The organism is Streptomyces vulcanius, assembly GCF_042653945.1.
GTDB classification, from domain to species: domain Bacteria; phylum Actinomycetota; class Actinomycetes; order Streptomycetales; family Streptomycetaceae; genus Streptomyces; species Streptomyces mangrovi.
On record NZ_JBHSFK010000013.1, the window covers coordinates 177709 to 192578 of the forward strand.

14 protein-coding genes and 5 tRNA genes are annotated in these 14870 nt (G+C 70.2%); 14 read left to right on the forward strand and 5 right to left on the reverse strand.

From position 1 onward, the window contains the following. Positions 1–5: 5 nt before the first annotated feature. The gene (locus tag ACFPIH_RS21485; protein ID WP_381174554.1) at positions 6–3761 is read right to left on the reverse strand and encodes a sensor histidine kinase; all 3756 of its coding nucleotides are present in this window, start codon (positions 3759–3761) and stop codon (positions 6–8) included. Between the two features lie 576 nt (positions 3762–4337). On the opposite strand from ACFPIH_RS21485, the gene ACFPIH_RS21490 reads away from it, so the two are divergent. The 9 genes from ACFPIH_RS21490 to ACFPIH_RS21530 all read left to right on the forward strand — a co-directional run bounded on the left by ACFPIH_RS21490 (position 4338) and on the right by ACFPIH_RS21530 (position 8306). Then, a complete protein-coding gene (locus ACFPIH_RS21490) occupies positions 4338–4535 on the forward strand; it encodes a hypothetical protein (RefSeq protein ID WP_381174718.1) in 198 nt (65 codons plus the stop codon). Positions 4536–4685: 150 nt separating this feature from the next. Beyond that, positions 4686–5471, forward strand: a complete 786-nt coding sequence (locus ACFPIH_RS21495; protein WP_381174556.1) for a fumarylacetoacetate hydrolase family protein — start codon at positions 4686–4688, stop codon at positions 5469–5471. Beyond that, on the forward strand, positions 5455–6933 hold the full coding sequence (gene gltX, locus ACFPIH_RS21500; RefSeq protein ID WP_381174558.1) for a glutamate--tRNA ligase: 1479 nt from the start codon (positions 5455–5457) through the stop codon (positions 6931–6933). Before ACFPIH_RS21495 ends, gltX begins: the two co-directional genes overlap by 17 nt. An 89-nt stretch (positions 6934–7022) precedes the next feature. Beyond that, entirely contained in the window at positions 7023–7754 is a 732-nt protein-coding gene (locus ACFPIH_RS21505; protein WP_381174560.1) for an HAD family hydrolase, read from the forward strand. Between the two features lie 91 nt (positions 7755–7845). Beyond that, positions 7846–7917, forward strand: a tRNA-Gln gene (locus ACFPIH_RS21510). Positions 7918–7938: 21 nt separating this feature from the next. Beyond that, positions 7939–8011, forward strand: a tRNA-Glu gene (locus ACFPIH_RS21515). Positions 8012–8040: 29 nt separating this feature from the next. Continuing rightward, positions 8041–8113, forward strand: a tRNA-Glu gene (locus ACFPIH_RS21520). Positions 8114–8133: 20 nt separating this feature from the next. Further along, positions 8134–8205, forward strand: a tRNA-Gln gene (locus tag ACFPIH_RS21525). Between the two features lie 28 nt (positions 8206–8233). Continuing rightward, positions 8234–8306: transfer RNA gene (locus ACFPIH_RS21530), tRNA-Glu, on the forward strand. Between the two features lie 51 nt (positions 8307–8357). On the opposite strand, the gene ACFPIH_RS21535 is transcribed toward ACFPIH_RS21530, so the two are convergent. After that, positions 8358–9002 (reverse strand): MerR family transcriptional regulator, encoded by a 645-nt coding sequence (locus ACFPIH_RS21535; RefSeq protein WP_381174562.1) that lies wholly within the window; start codon positions 9000–9002, stop codon positions 8358–8360. 38 nt (positions 9003–9040) lie between these two features. On the opposite strand from ACFPIH_RS21535, the gene ACFPIH_RS21540 reads away from it, so the two are divergent. After that, the gene (locus ACFPIH_RS21540; protein WP_381174564.1) at positions 9041–9538 is read left to right on the forward strand and encodes a DUF4188 domain-containing protein; all 498 of its coding nucleotides are present in this window, start codon (positions 9041–9043) and stop codon (positions 9536–9538) included. A 71-nt stretch (positions 9539–9609) separates the two neighbouring features. Here the strand turns inward: ACFPIH_RS21540 and ndgR are convergent, their stop codons facing one another. Continuing rightward, positions 9610–10326: an IclR family transcriptional regulator NdgR gene (gene ndgR / locus ACFPIH_RS21545; protein ID WP_015036427.1), complete on the reverse strand. Its 717-nt coding sequence runs from the start codon at positions 10324–10326 to the stop codon at positions 9610–9612. A gap of 198 nt (positions 10327–10524) precedes the next feature. On the opposite strand from ndgR, the gene leuC reads away from it, so the two are divergent. The 4 genes from leuC (at position 10525) to ACFPIH_RS21565 (ending at position 13850) form a co-directional block, all read left to right on the forward strand. Further along, entirely contained in the window at positions 10525–11952 is a 1428-nt protein-coding gene (gene leuC, locus ACFPIH_RS21550) for a 3-isopropylmalate dehydratase large subunit (RefSeq protein WP_381174566.1), read from the forward strand. Between the two features lie 6 nt (positions 11953–11958). Continuing rightward, positions 11959–12552: a 3-isopropylmalate dehydratase small subunit gene (leuD, locus tag ACFPIH_RS21555; protein WP_381174568.1), complete on the forward strand. Its 594-nt coding sequence runs from the start codon at positions 11959–11961 to the stop codon at positions 12550–12552. A 276-nt stretch (positions 12553–12828) separates the two neighbouring features. Next, positions 12829–13059 carry an SCO5555 family protein gene (locus ACFPIH_RS21560; protein WP_055634329.1) on the forward strand — a complete coding sequence of 77 codons (231 nt, stop codon included), beginning with the start codon at positions 12829–12831 and terminating at the stop codon, positions 13057–13059. Between the two features lie 137 nt (positions 13060–13196). After that, complete coding sequence (locus tag ACFPIH_RS21565) at positions 13197–13850, forward strand: HU family DNA-binding protein (protein ID WP_381174570.1); 654 nt, start codon at positions 13197–13199, stop codon at positions 13848–13850. 92 nt (positions 13851–13942) lie between these two features. Here the strand turns inward: ACFPIH_RS21565 and ACFPIH_RS21570 are convergent, their stop codons facing one another. Then, positions 13943–14146, reverse strand: coding sequence for a hypothetical protein (locus ACFPIH_RS21570; protein ID WP_381174572.1), 204 nt, complete (start codon positions 14144–14146; stop codon positions 13943–13945). A 9-nt stretch (positions 14147–14155) separates the two neighbouring features. Beyond that, on the reverse strand, positions 14156–14794 hold the full coding sequence (cofC, locus tag ACFPIH_RS21575; RefSeq protein WP_381174574.1) for a 2-phospho-L-lactate guanylyltransferase: 639 nt from the start codon (positions 14792–14794) through the stop codon (positions 14156–14158). Between the last annotated feature and the right edge of the window lie 76 nt (positions 14795–14870).

Here is a 14870-nt window from a genome sequence, read left to right on the forward strand (position 1 = left end):
CTCAACTAACGCTCCTGCGGGTGAGTGGGGCTCGGGAAACTGCCGGTCTGACCGGTGCCGGCCTGACGACCCTGCGCGATGCCCCGACGGAGATTGGTCAGCCGTCCGCGTACGTCGTCAGGCGCACGCGAGACCTGCGGACCGGCTTGGTGCTGTTGCTGCTGTGCCGTGCCCGGGACGAGGTTCGCCCGGGGCACCCGGCGCGGCAGACCGGAGGTGGTGACGCCGCCCGCGGCCGGCTGCCGGACGCGTTCGGCCTGCCGGACGAGGTCGTCGTTCGGCGAGGTGCGCCAGGAAGAGCCGATGGCGCCGGTGGCATTGCCCGCCGCGGGACGCCGCGGAGCAGCCGGAGCCTGCGGCTGCTGCTGCGGAGCCGGCGGTACGGGGGCTTGGCCGTCCGACTGCGGACCGTGGAACCAGTTGGTCTCCAGCGTGTCGTACAGCGGGGTGCGTCCGTCGCCCGGACCCGCCGGCGGCAGTGCCTCCGGGTCGGGACGGTGAGCGGGACGCGGCGGAACCGGCGGCTGCGGCAGGCCGTAGCCGCCGGTTCCGTTGTTCTGGGGACGTTCGAACTGGCCCGTGGACGACGGGTCCTGGCGGCCGGGCAGCGCGTGCTGACCGGTCGAGGAGTTGTCGAAGCCGGGCACCGGGAACTGTCCGGTGGAGCCGTTGTCGTAGGCCTGCGGGGCGAACTGGTTCGGGTTCGCCGGGGCGCTCCGCCCGTTCTGCCCCTGCTGTCCGTTCGGCGAGCTCGGCGCGCTGGGGGCGCCGAACACGTCGGAGCGGGTGAAGCCGTTGGAGCCGGGACGCTGGAACTGGCCGCTGTCCTGACGGTCGCCGACGGCCGGGAACTGGCTCGTGCTCTGCGGGTCGTTCGCGCCGGGACGGCCGAAGTCGGCGGGACGTCCGAAGTCGGCGGGACCGGCCGGGCCCTGACGCTCCTCGAACCGGGGGATCGCGGGCATCTCGCCGGTGGCTCCTGGACCCCTGTGGTCCTCGAAGCGCGGCATGCGCGAGGTCTGCGCGACGTCCGGCTCCTCGTGGCCGCGCGGAGCGTCCAGCGGGGTGCGCGGCACCGGCGGCTGGGCGTTCTCGTCGCCCCAGCTGGTGACCCGGGGCTGCGGGTTGCCACCGGGCAGCTCCGCGCGCGGACCACCGCGCGGCGGGAGCTGCGGCTGGCGGCCACGCTGCTCGTTGCCGTTGTTGTTCTTGCGCTGCGGCGGACGTCCGCCACCGCCGAAGAAGTCCTGGTCCTGGCCGCCCGCACCCGCGGCCTGCAGACCCTGCGGGGCACCCGGTGCCTGGCCGCCGAAGCCGGCGCCCGCACCGGCCGGGGTCGGACGGTCCTGCTGCGGCGGTACGGGGGGCTGCGGTCCGCGCGGCGGCTGGCCACCGGGGCGGCCACCGCCGTCCCGGCCGGGCAGCGCTGCCCGGGGACCCTGACCGGCGGCGAGCCGGCCGCCGCTCGCGGGAGCCGTACCGAGGGCACCGCCCTGCTGGCCGCCCTGGCGACGCGCGGCGGCGGCACCGGCTGCTGCCTGCGCGGCGGCCGGACCGCCCGCGATACCGCCCTGACCGGGCTTGGGCTGGGGCTTCTTGCCGCCCTGGGCGACGTCCACGGGCAGCATGACCAGCGCGGTCGTACCACCGGAGTCGGAGGGGCGGAGCTGGATGCGGATGCCGTGCCGCTGCGACAGACGACCGACCACGAAGAGGCCCATGCGCCGGGAGACCGACACGTCCACGGTGGGCGGCGAGGCGAGCCGCTCGTTGATCGCGGCGAGGTCCTCGGGGGAGAGGCCGATGCCGGTGTCGTGGATCTCGATCAGGACGCGGCCGTCGGGCAGCGCGTGACCGGTGACCTTGACCTTGGTCTGCGGCGAGGAGAACGAGGTGGCGTTCTCGAGCAGCTCGGCGAGGAGGTGCACGAGGTCGTTGACGACCCGGCCGGCCACTTCGGTGGTCGGCACGGAGGCCAGCTCGATGCGCTCGTACTGCTCCACCTCGGACGCGGCGGCGCGCAGCACGTCGACCAGCGGGACCGGACGGGTCCAGCGACGGCCGGGCTCCTCACCGGCGAGGACGAGGAGGTTCTCGCCGTTACGGCGCATGCGGGTCGCGAGGTGGTCGAGCTTGAAGAGCGAGGACAGCTGGTCCGGGTCGGCCTCGCGGGACTCCAGTTCGGAGATGAGCGAGAGCTGACGCTGGATGAGGCCCTGGGAGCGGCGCGAGAGGTTGGTGAACATCGCGTTGACGTTGCCCCGCAGCAGGGCCTGCTCGGCAGCGAGCCGGACCGCCTCGCGGTGGACGTCGTCGAAGGCCGCGGCCACCTGGCCGATCTCGTCCCGGGAGTGCACACCGACCGACTCCACGGACGTGTCGACGTCCTGCGGGTCGGACTCGGACAGCTGCTTGACCAGCTCGGGCAGGCGGTCCTGGGCGACCTTGGTGGCGGTCTCCTGGAGGCGGCGCAGCGAGCGGATCATGGACCGGGCGACGACGAAGGCGCCGACCAGCGAGACACCGAGCACGAGCAGGATGAGCGCACCGGAGATGAACGCCTCGCGCTCCGACTCGGCGCGCAGCTCACGCGCCTTCTGCTCCATGTCCTCGAGCAGCGTGTGCTCGATGTTGTTCATCTGCTGGATCTTGGTCTTGCTGTCGTCGAACCAGTCCTGGTACGACCGCCGGTCCTGCGAGGTGAAACCACTGGCGGAGCTGAGCGCGCGGGAGGCGTAGGTGTCCGTCTCCTCGATGACCGCGTTGCCCTGCTCGATGGGCGCCAGCAGTTCCTCGGCGTTCTGGTCGCCGTAGATACCGCGGAAGCTGCCGAGCTCGGACTCCTCGTTCTCCAGCGCGGCCTCGGCGTACTGCCGGTCGTTCTCGGAGAGCTTGCCGTCGGTCTTGTTGGTCGCGGGCAGCGCGGCGGAGATCATGGCGCGCTGGACGGAGGCCCACTCCTTGGCGGAGGAGAACGCGGCCAGCGCGCGGGTGCGCTGGATCATCTCCGGGTTGCTGGTGGCCTGCGCCATGTCCTCGGAGAGGTCGAGGAGGCTGGTGATCAGCCGGTGGTAGGCGTCGACCGTCCGGGAGGAGTTGGTCTCCGCTTCCGCGTAAGCGTCCGAGCGGACCTTCTGGAGGTTGGTCAGGTCGCCGAGCAGACCGATGAGGGTCTCGCGGACGCCCTGGAGCTGGCCGTCGCTGGCCGCGTCGTTGATCTCCTCGGAGGCGTCCTGGAAGGCGGACAGCGCGCGGTCCGTCTTGTCGCGGTAGCCCTTGATCGCGGGGTCGGTGGCCTTCGCGCCGTGCGCCAGCGGGCCGGCCGAGCGGTCGCGCTCCTCCTGGAGGGCGACGGAGAGCTCGGTGGCCTGCTTGGTCATGTCCGTCAGCAGCTTCATGTTGTCGAGCTGCTGGATGTCGTCCATGGACTGGTTGATGCGCAGCCCGCCCAGGGTGGTGGCCGCGACCACCGGCAGGGTCAGCAGCGCCACCAGACGCGTGGAGATCCGCCAGTTGCGCAGCGCCACCCGGGAACCGGGGCCGCTGGGACCGGTCGGCGACTTGACCGTCGGAGTCGGGGGAGTGGGGCTCGGCGACGCGGACGCGCCGGGGCGCCCGGGGCGCTCACCGCCGTCGCCGGACGCTGCCGGGCCCGGGTTCTGGGCGTGCTGGGGCGAGGAGCCGACTGCCATCGGGCCAGTCCCGCCGTGCGGCTCCGGCTCGGCCGAAGCGCTGCCATCCCTCTTGAAACGTCCCTGCACTAGCGTCGCAACCTCTGGACCAGGCGCCCCTCCGGGTGAACGGAAGGACGGTGTCGGCGTGTTGAAGGGCGCCCTGAATTGCGCCCCTCGGGTGGTCGTGAGTGACCCGGCGCTGGCTCCCCCTTCCCGCCGCCACTGGCGCTTGTGCGCCCCCAGTGCGCCGGCATCGATCCTGCGGCGGTCCGAGAGATTCCAGCACAGTGCAGGATCTCCAACAAGGTGTGTTGGCCGGGCTGTGACATGAGTGACAGTACGTGAGGGTCACGTTACGAGACGTGGAAAGAGATCCCACATAAAGCGGGCATAAGGGTGTGAAGCCTTGAGGGGTGACTCGTGTCCCAGTCGCCATGATCGGGAGCGGAATAAACCCTTCAGTGGGTCAATGTCCGTTTCCTTGCGGCCGAATGCCGGTCGGAATTGACCGCTTTGACCGTGGATTCGTGAGCAAACTCACACAGTGATCATGAGGCCTTCACGCGTTCTCCGGGAATCCCATGTTTAGCCTGACGCTTTACGCGGACGGCACATCCGACAACCCGCGCCAGCGGCGCCTACACGACAGGGTTCAGTACAACAGTGAATACGACGAAGACGGCGCCGATGTTCCACAAGATCGCCAACCCGCGGCGCACGACCCTGGCGCACCTCACGGACGCCGAGGAACTGCGGCTCCCGGAGCAGCCCGAGCACTCGGTCGACCTCCCGTCCCAGACCGCCAACCCCAAGCGCACCATCCTCATGGAGATCCCGGTCACGGCCTCCGCCGCGCAGTAGTTCCGACGTTCTCGATCCGAAGTACGCGCACCGGCCGCCGAATGCTCAGGGCGGTCACCCACGGATGTCAAGGGCGTCCCCAGCCGGGGACGCCCTTCCGCGTTAGCCTGGGGCCCCACACTCCAGCCAGCTCAAGGGGCCAACCAACCCGTGCGCATCGCCAGGTTCTCCATCGACGGCAACGTCGCCTTCGGCGCGGTCGAGGGCGACAAGCCGGACGAGCTCGTCCTCGACATCATCAAGGGCATCCCGTTCGCGGACTTCGAGCTCTCCGGCACGAAGGTCCCGCTGAGCAAGGTCAGGCTGCTGCCGCCGGTGCTCCCGAACAAGGTCGTCGCCTTCGGCCGCAACTACGCCGAGCACGCGCGCGAACTGGGCAACGAGGTACCGGACGCCCCGTTCGCCTTCTTCAAGCCGTCCACCTCCGTGATCGGCTCCGGCGACGCCATCCAGTACCCGTCCTTCTCCGAGGAACTGCACCACGAGGCCGAGCTCGCGGTCGTCATCGGCCGCATGTGCCGCGAGGTCCCGCGCGAGCGCGTGGCGGACGTGATCCTCGGCTACACCTGCGCGAACGACGTCACCGCACGCGACGTGCAGCGGCGCGAGAAGCAGTGGGCGCGGGCCAAGGGCTTCGACACCTCCTGCCCGCTGGGCCCCTGGGTGGAGACGGACCTGGACCTCAAGACCGCGTCCGACCTGACGATCCAGCTCACGGTCAACGGCGAACAGCGCCAGCTGGGCCGCACCACCGAGATGATCCACTCCATCGAGGATCTGATCGTCAACATCACCGAGGCCATGACGCTGCTCCCCGGCGACGTGATCCTCACGGGCACCCCCGCAGGGGTCGGCCCCCTGGCTGTCGGCGACGAGGTCGCCGTCACCATCGAAGGCATCGGCACTCTCACCAACAAGGTTGTCAAGCGTGGCTAGCGCACCCGTCCGCGTACGTTTCTGCCCCTCGCCCACCGGTAACCCCCATGTGGGCCTGGTCCGCACCGCCCTGTTCAACTGGGCCTTCGCCAAGCACCACCAGGGCACGCTGGTCTTCCGCATCGAGGACACCGACGCGGCCCGCGACTCCGAGGAGTCCTACCAGCAGCTGCTCGACTCGCTGCGCTGGCTGGGCTTCGACTGGGACGAGGGCCCCGAGATCGGCGGCCCGCACGCGCCGTACCGCCAGTCGCAGCGCATGGACATCTACCAGGACGTGGCCGACAAGCTCCTCGCCGCCGGCCACGCGTACCGCTGCTACTGCTCCCAGGAGGAGCTGGACAGCCGCCGCGAGGCCGCCCGCGCGGCCGGCAGGCCGTCCGGCTACGACGGCCACTGCCGCGACCTCACCGAGGCGCAGGTGGCGCAGTACGAGGCCCAGGGCCGCACCCCGATCGTCCGCTTCCGGATGCCCGACGAGACGATCACCTTCACCGACCTGGTCCGCGGCGAGCTGACGTTCACCCCGGAGAACGTGCCCGACTACGGCATCGTCCGGGCGAACGGCGCCCCGCTCTACACGCTCGTCAACCCGGTCGACGACGCCCTGATGGAGATCACCCACATCCTGCGCGGCGAGGACCTCCTCTCCTCCACCCCCCGCCAGATCGCCCTGTACAAGGCGCTGATCGAACTCGGCATCGCGAAGTCCGTGCCGTCCTTCGGCCATCTCCCCTACGTGATGGGCGAGGGCAACAAGAAGCTCTCCAAGCGCGACCCCGAGTCCTCGCTCAACCTCTACCGCGAGCGCGGCTTCCTCCCCGAGGGTCTGCTCAACTACCTGTCCCTGCTCGGCTGGTCCCTCTCCGCCGACCAGGACATCTTCACGCTGGACGAGATGATCGCGGCCTTCGACATCGCGGACGTCAACCCCAACCCGGCGCGCTTCGACCTGAAGAAGTGCGAGGCGATCAACGCCGACCACATCCGGCTGCTGGACGTGAAGGACTTCACCGAGCGCTGCGCCCCCTGGCTGAGGGCGCCGTTCGCCCCCTGGGCCGCGGAGGACTTCGACGAGGCGAAGTGGGAGGCGATCGCCCCGCACGCCCAGACCCGCCTCAAGGTCCTCTCCGAGATCACCGACAACGTCGACTTCCTCTTCCTGCCGCAGCCCGTCGTCGACGAGGCGTCGTGGACGAAGGCGATGAAGGAGGGCTCGGACGCGTTGCTCCGCACGGCCCGCGAGAAGCTGGAGTCGGCCGACTGGACCTCCCCGGAGTCCCTGAAGGAGGCCGTCCTGGCCGCCGGCGAGGCCCACGGCCTCAAGCTCGGCAAGGCCCAGGCCCCGGTCCGGGTCGCGGTCACCGGCCGCACGGTGGGCCTCCCCCTCTTCGAGTCCCTGGAAGTCCTGGGCAAGGAGAAGACCCTGGCACGCATCGACGCGGCGCTGGCGCGGCTGTAGGACGCAGGGGAGGGGCGGCACCCGTCGGTCCGGGTGCCGCTCCTCGGCGTTCGGTTCTCGGTGCACCGGTCTGAGATACCGTCGGAGACATGAGCATTCGCGCCGTGGTCTGGGACGTTGACGACACTCTCTTCGACTACACGACCGCCGACCGCGAGGGGATGCGCGCGCATCTCGTGGCCGAGGGCCTGATGGCCGGGTACGGCACCGCCGAGCAGGCACTCGACCGGTGGCGGGAGGTCACCGACCAGCAGTGGGCGCGGTTCGCGGCCGGCGAGGTGGGCTTCGAGGAGCAGCGGCGGGACCGGGTACGGGTGTTCCTCGGCGCGGAGATGACGGACGACGAGGCCGAGGACTGGTTCCGGCGCTACCGCGCGCACTACGAGGCCGCCTGGGCGCTGTTCCCGGACGTCCTGCCGGTGCTCGACGCCCTCGCCGGCAGCCACCGGCACGGGGTGCTGTCCAACTCCAGCCTCCATGTCCAGGACCACAAGCTGCGCGTCCTCGGTGTCCACGACCGCTTCGAGAGCATCCTGTGCGCCGCCGAGCTCGGCGTCTCCAAGCCGGAGGCCGCCGCCTTCCTCGCGGCCTGCGAGGCGCTGTCGCTGCCGCCGCACGAGGTGGCGTACGTCGGCGACCACCCGGAGATCGACGGCCGCGGTGCCGCCGACGCCGGACTGCTGTCCGTGTGGATCGATCGGTACGGCGGTACGGCGGCCGTGGAGCTCCCGACCGGGCGGCACCGGATCGCCACGCTCGCCGAACTCCCCGCGATCCTCCGCGCGGATACCCGTTTTGGAGCCCCGTCCACCTTCGGGTAATGTTCTTCCTGCGCCGAGGGGAGCGGGCCGGAAGGCCGGAAACCCAGGGCGCGAAACTAGGACAAGATCCCCTGCGGGGCTTGCGTTCCAGTGGCCTATGGTGTAATTGGCAGCACGACTGATTCTGGTTCAGTTAGTCTTGGTTCGAGTCCAGGTAGGCCAGCTCGCAGAGCTCATCTGCATCGCCCCCGTTGTGTAGCGGCCTAGCACGCTGCCCTCTCAAGGCAGTAGCGCCGGTTCGAATCCGGTCGGGGGTACTGGTTCCGATCATCTCGGAACTGCTAGGGCCCCCGTTGTGTAGCGGCCTAGCACGCCGCCCTCTCAAGGCGGTAGCGCCGGTTCGAATCCGGTCGGGGGTACTGACTGGTCTAAACCACTTTGGTCTATGGTGTAATTGGCAGCACGACTGATTCTGGTTCAGTTAGTCTTGGTTCGAGTCCAGGTAGACCAGCTCGGACCTGCGGAAACGCAGAGTCCACGCCCCCGTTGTGTAGCGGCCTAGCACGCCGCCCTCTCAAGGCGGTAGCGCCGGTTCGAATCCGGTCGGGGGTACGTCATCGCAAGGCCCCCCGCTTCGGCGGGGGGCCTTGCGCGTACCCGGGCTCACTCGAAGCCGTACCGCCGCGCCGACTCCTCCTCCTGCGCCAGCCGGTGCAGCGCCCGCAGAATCGGCTCGACCAGGACCGCCCCCAGTACAGCGGTCTCGACGCGCTCCGCCTCCGACTCCCGCGTCTCCACGAAGTCCAGGTCGAGGACGGCCGCCCGGTGCATCAACCGGGCGTAGGACACGAGCAGTTCGGCGTCCCAGTCGTAGCCCACGCGGCGCAGCGCGGCCACTGCCACCACCAGTGAGCGGTAGGCGGGCGAGATGGTGGTCAACATGCGGGCGTTCGCCCAGCCCAGGGTGTGCAGCAGTTCGTCCGCCTCGGTCTGCGCGGCCCCCATGTGCTCGTCCTCCGCGTCCGGCTCCGGGACCTGCGGCAGCGCCCACAGGGCCGCGCCGAGACGGACCGTACGGCCGAGCGAGTCGTCGTCGACATGCCCGAGCACCTCCCTGACCGTCGCCACCGGGATCCGGCCCACCTGGATCATCGCCCGCACCAGCCGCAGCCGGCGCAGATGCTCCTCGTCGTACTCGGCGGTGGTCATGTTGACCTGGCGGCCCGGCGGCAACAGGCCCTCGCGCAGGTAGTACTTGATCGTCGCGGTGGCCACCCCGCTGCGTTTGCTCAACTCGGCCAGTCGCATACCTTGCGCCCCTTCTTGGGTAGTGTCACTATCCAAGCATGTCTGAAGCCACCCGTACCACCGCAGACGCCCACGGTGACGTGGTCGTTCTGCTCATCGGCATGCGAGTCAACCACTTCTGGGCCGTACACCAGTGGCTGCCGGTCATGCTGGCGATGTTCCGCATGCTGGCCGAACTGAAGAAGGATCCGGGCCGCGGGCTGCTCTCCCGCGTACTGCTGACGGCCTCCCCGCGGACGTACTACGTCGTCCAGTACTGGGAGTCCAAGGAGAAGCTGTACACGTACGCGGGTGCGCCCGACGCGTTCCACCACCGCGCCTGGGCGAGGATCAACCGCCTGGAGAAGGGCGGGAAGGCGCGCGGGCACGTGGGTCTCTGGCATGAGGCGTACATCGTGCCGGAGGGGTCCTATGAGGCGGTCTACGCCGACATGCCGGCGTTCGGACTCGCCGCGGCGCACGGGCAGGTGCCGCTCGGGGAACGGGGGCGGTACGCGAAGGACCGGTACGCGTACCGGTCGGGGGAGGGGAGCTGAGTCCGAGAGGAACCGGGTCCGTGCGGGAAGGGGCCTGCCGCGGCGTTGGGGCCTGCCTTCTCCCGAGGGGCTCAGCCCGTCCGGCGCAGGGCTTCCGACAGGCGGGCTGCCGCGTCGATCACTGCCTGGGCGTGCATGCGGCCCGGGTGGCGGGTCAGGCGCTCGATGGGGCCCGAGACGGATACGGCGGCCACCACGCGGTTGGACGGGCCGCGCACCGGCGCGGAGACGGACGCGACGCCCGGCTCGCGCTCGCCGATCGACTGGGCCCAGCCCCGGCGCCGTACGCCCGACAGGGCCGTCGCCGTGAAGCGGGCGCCCTGGAGGCCGCGGTGCAGGCGCTCCGGCTCCTCCCAGGCCATGAGGATCTGTGCCGAGGAACCCGCCTTCATGGTGAGCGTGGAACCGACCGGGACCGTGTCCCGGAGACCGGACAGTCGCTCCGCCGCGGCGACGCAGATGCGCATGTCGCCCTGGCGGCGGTAGAGCTGAGCGCTCTCGCCCGTCACGTCACGGAGGTGGGTGAGCACCGGGCCGGCCGTCGCGAGGAGGCGGTCCTCACCGGCCGCCGCGGCCAGCTCGGCCAGCCGGGGGCCGAGAATGAAACGGCCCTGCATGTCACGTGCCACCATCCGGTGGTGTTCCAGGGCCACGGCCAGTCTGTGGGCCGTTGGTCGTGCGAGTCCGGTGGCCGCGACCAGCCCCGCGAGGGTGGCCGGACCGGACTCCAGGGCGCTCAGGACAAGGGCCGCCTTGTCCAGAACGCCCACGCCGCTACTGTTGTCCATGAAACGATATTCCCGTCTCACTCTGTGAAACGCAAGTTCATTTTTCCGTGAGACGCGCAACCCTTGGAAGCATGGCGGCCCGGAGACCAGCGGGCCTGGCGGCGGGTGCCCGGAAACGCCGAGAAGCAAGCCCGTGGGCGTCGCCTCCACAAGATCTCTAGTTGGGCCGGAGCGTCACTGCCGGCCGGAGGGAAAGCGATGGGTAGGACACTCGCGGAGAAGGTCTGGGACGACCACGTCGTCCGGCGCGCCGAGGGCGAGCCCGACCTTCTCTTCATCGATCTGCACCTTCTGCACGAGGTGACCAGCCCCCAGGCCTTCGACGGTCTGCGGCAGAACGGCCGCCCGGTGCGCCGGCTGGACCTCACCATCGCCACCGAGGACCACAACACCCCGACCCTCGACATCGACAAGCCGATCGCGGACCCGGTCTCCCGCGTCCAGCTGGAGACGCTGCGCAAGAACTGCGCCGAGTTCGGGGTGCGGCTGCACTCGCTCGGCGACGTCGAGCAGGGCGTCGTCCATGTGGTGGGTCCGCAGCTCGGACTGACCCAGCCGGGCACCACCGTCGTCTGCGGCGACTCGCACACCTCCACCCACGGCGCCTTCGGCGCGCTGGCGTTCGGCATCGGCACCTCCCAGGTCGAGCATGTGCTGGCCACCCAGACGCTGCCGCTGGCCCGCCCCAAGACCATGGCGATCACGGTCGACGGCGAACTGCCCGACGGCGTCACCGCCAAGGACCTGATCCTGGCGATCATCGCGAAGATCGGCACCGGTGGCGGCCAGGGCTACATCCTGGAGTACCGCGGCTCCGCCATCGAGAAGCTCTCGATGGAGGCCCGGATGACCATCTGCAACATGTCGATCGAGGCCGGCGCCCGCGCGGGCATGATCGCCCCCGACGAGACCACCTTCGCGTACCTCGAGGGCCGCGCCCACGCCCCCGAGGGCGCGGACTGGGACGCGGCGGTGGAGTACTGGAAGACCCTGCGGACGGACGAGGACGCGGTCTTCGACGCGGAGGTCGTCATCGACGCCGCCGCGCTCTCGCCGTTCGTCACGTGGGGCACCAACCCCGGCCAGGGCGCGCCGCTTTCGGCGTCCGTCCCCGACCCGGCTTCGTACGAAGACGCTTCGGAGCGTTTCGCCGCCGAAAAGGCCCTGGAATACATGGGGTTGGAGGCCGGGCAGCCGCTGCGCGCCATCAACGTGGACACCGTCTTCGTAGGTTCCTGCACCAACGGCCGTATCGAGGACCTGCGCGCCGCCGCCGCGATCGTCGAGGGCCGCAAAGTCGCCGACGGCGTACGGATGCTGGTCGTCCCCGGCTCCGCACGGGTCGGTCTGCAGGCCGTCTCCGAGGGTCTGGACGTCGTCTTCAAGGAGGCCGGCGCCGAATGGCGGCACGCGGGCTGCTCGATGTGTCTCGGCATGAACCCCGACCAGCTGGCCCCCGGTGAGCGCTCCGCCTCCACCTCGAACCGCAACTTCGAGGGCCGGCAGGGCAAGGGCGGCCGTACGCATCTGGTGTCTCCGCAGGTCGCGGCCGCCACGGCCGTCCTGGGACACCTCGCGTCCCCCGCCGACCTGTCCGCCGACACCCCCGCGCCCGCTGGAGTCTGATCAGTCATGGAAGCATTCACCACGCACACCGGCCGGGCCGTCCCGCTGCGCCGCTCCAACGTCGACACCGACCAGATCATCCCTGCTCACTGGCTCAAGAAGGTCACCAGGGACGGTTTCGAGGACGGGCTGTTCGAGGCCTGGCGCAAGGACGAGAAGTTCATCCTCAACCGCCCCGAGCGGCAGGGCGCGACCGTTCTGGTCGCCGGCCCCGACTTCGGCACCGGCTCCTCCCGTGAGCACGCCGTCTGGGCGCTGCAGAACTACGGCTTCAAGACCGTGATCTCCTCCCGGTTCGCCGATATCTTCCGCGGTAACTCGCTGAAGAACGGCCTGCTCACGGTGGTTCTGGAGCAGAAGATCGTGGACACGCTGCAGGAGCTCACCGAGCGGGACCCGCAGGCCGAGATCACCGTCGACCTCGAGGCCCGCGAGGTGCGCGCCGAGGGTGTCACGGCGTCCTTCGAGCTGGACGAGAACTCCCGCTGGCGGCTGCTGAACGGGCTGGACGACATCTCCATCACCCTCCAGAACGAGGCGGACATCTCCGCGTACGAGACCAAGCGGCCGTCGTACAAGCCGCGGACGCTCCCGGTCTGAGCCGGTGAGCCTGGGCAGCCCCCGGGCAAGTCGAGTTTCGGCCAGCCCAACACGCTCACGTACCCCCGATCGGACCGATCGGGGGTACTGGCGTTTCCGGGCCCGCGCGGCTCGGCGAAACCTTCCCCGTTCTTGCCAACTTCCCACGTTACGAAGGTGATTGCTGGGGTAGGCGCCCTGTGTGGACGTGACCTCCGTCGGTGCCGGGACGGCCGTTCGAGGCGCCAGTTGCCCCCTGGGCGGGCGACAACTCGCCCCAGATGGCACAATCTGTGCATGGAACACGACGGCCAACTCGAGCTCTATACGGCGGTCGCGAACCAGCTCAAGGAAGCGCACACAAGAGTGCGCGCACTGCAAGTCCCGGAGGGCGTACGGATGGCGCTGACCCGGAAGCTGCTGGTCATTACGGCCGCGGCCAAGCACGATCTCGCCGATGCGACAAGGCGTCTGGAGCGGTTCATGACGGACCTCGACGAGGGGCGAATGCCCGAAGAGGAGCGTTGATCGCCTCCGGAACAGCCGAGTTCGTTGCGGCACAAGGGTGATTAGCCCGTTTCGTGTTTGATTTGCGGTATATATCTGCCTAACGTGCGAAAAAGCTTGAACACTTTCGTTCTGGCGAGGTCTCCGAAGGGGAAGACGTGAACAAGGCGCAGCTCGTAGAAGCGATTGCCGACAAGCTGGGCGGCCGCCAGCAGGCCGCCGAGGCGGTCGACGCGGTCCTGGACGCCATCGTCCGTGCGACCGTCGCGGGGGACCGGGTCTCGGTCACCGGCTTCGGTTCGTTCGAGAAGGTCGACCGCCCGGCCCGTTACGCTCGCAACCCCCAGACGGGCGAGCGGGTTCGGGTCAAGAAGACGTCCGTGCCGCGCTTCCGCGCGGGCCAGGGCTTCAAGGACCTGGTGAGCGGCTCGAAGAAGCTGCCGCGCGGCGGCGAGGTCGCGGTCAAGAAGGCGCCCAAGGGCAGCCTGACCGGCGGTGCCTCGGCGACGGTCAAGAAGGCGGCGGCGAAGAAGGCCACCACCACCAGGGCGGCCGCCAAGAAGACCACGGCGACGGCGAAGAAGACCACGGCGAAGAAGACCACGGCCACCGCGAAGAAGACCACCGCGAAGAAGGCGACCGCCAAGACGTCGGCGGCCAAGAAGGCCACCACCGCCAAGACGGCCACCGCGAAGAAGACGGCCGCCAAGAAGGCCCCGGCGGCCAAGAAGGCGACGGCGACGACGGCCCCCGCCAAGAAGTCGACCGCGCGCAAGACCACCGCCAAGAAGGCCACCGCCCGCCAGGCGTAGGGGTCACCCCCTACGGCGGCAAGGGAACTCACGCGCCGGGCCGGACTCCCTCACGGAGCCCGGCCCGCGGCGTGTCCGGGGACAGCCGGGTCTCAGAAGGTGTGCAGGGTCACGAGGATGGCGCGGCGCGCGTCGCCGTCGCCCTCGGTCTCGATACGTACCCGCTGGCCCGGCCGCAGCAGTCGCAGCCCGCCCGCGTCGAACGCCGGCGCGTCGAAGGGCACCGGAGTGCCGTCGTCCAGCAGTACCTGCCCGCTGCGGGTGTCCGGGTCGTACGTGTACGCGGTCGCCTGCATGCCCGCAGCCTACTGCCCGATACCGAGCAGCCGCGCGGCCGCCGCGGCCGTACGGGGGCCGACTCCCAGCGCCAGCGCCGCGCGCAGGTCGTCACCGGTGTCCACGTCCTGCCGTACCGAATGCACCGCGGCGAGCCGGAGTTCCGCCGCGCCCGAGGCGCGATGGCGGGCTCGGGAATCCGTACCGAATGCGGGAAGCAATTCACGGTCGGCCGACACCGCCAGCAGCGTCGTGCCGATTCCCGCGGCGTCCGGGAGAAAAGCGCGCGGGAATTCCGACGCGGCGTCCAGGACCCTCGCCAATTCCGGCGGGCGCAGCGCCGGCAGATCGGCGTTCAGGGCCGCGAGCGGAGATTCGGGACGTGATCGCCGTACGGACGCCGCCCCGTGCGTGAGGGCGGCGTTGAGGCCGCTGCGGGGCTCGTCCGGGACGATCCGCGCGCCCAGGGCCGCGAGGACATGCCCGGCCAGCGGGTCGTCCGTGACGACCACCACGTCCCGTACGGCCGCGCAGGCCAGCGCCGCCGTCACCGTGTCCTCGGCGAAGGCGAGGGCCAGGCCCGGCCGCAGCCCGTCCGAGGCGGTGTCCGCGAGCCTGCTCTTGGCCAGCGCCAAGGGCTTCAGAGGTATGACCAAGGTCCACTGCACCGGCGTACCGTCCCTCTCTCGTCGCGGCCATTGTCACCCGGCCTCACCGCCGCTCGGGTGGGCGGGCGTACCGTGT

What these genes read in the sequence shown, in the direction of transcription:
- ndgR (WP_015036427.1), bottom strand. Translation starts at nt 10,326, where the DNA reads ATGGACAACAGTAGCGGCGTGGGCGTTCTGGACAAGGCGGCCCTTGTC.
- leuC (WP_381174566.1), top strand. Translation starts at nt 10,525, where the DNA reads ATGGGTAGGACACTCGCGGAGAAGGTCTGGGACGACCACGTCGTCCGG.
- ACFPIH_RS21505 (WP_381174560.1), top strand. Translation starts at nt 7,023, where the DNA reads ATGAGCATTCGCGCCGTGGTCTGGGACGTTGACGACACTCTCTTCGAC.
- ACFPIH_RS21535 (WP_381174562.1), bottom strand. Translation starts at nt 9,002, where the DNA reads ATGCGACTGGCCGAGTTGAGCAAACGCAGCGGGGTGGCCACCGCGACG.
- ACFPIH_RS21540 (WP_381174564.1), top strand. Translation starts at nt 9,041, where the DNA reads ATGTCTGAAGCCACCCGTACCACCGCAGACGCCCACGGTGACGTGGTC.
- leuD (WP_381174568.1), top strand. Translation starts at nt 11,959, where the DNA reads ATGGAAGCATTCACCACGCACACCGGCCGGGCCGTCCCGCTGCGCCGC.
- ACFPIH_RS21570 (WP_381174572.1), bottom strand. Translation starts at nt 14,146, where the DNA reads ATGCAGGCGACCGCGTACACGTACGACCCGGACACCCGCAGCGGGCAG.
- ACFPIH_RS21560 (WP_055634329.1), top strand. Translation starts at nt 12,829, where the DNA reads ATGGAACACGACGGCCAACTCGAGCTCTATACGGCGGTCGCGAACCAG.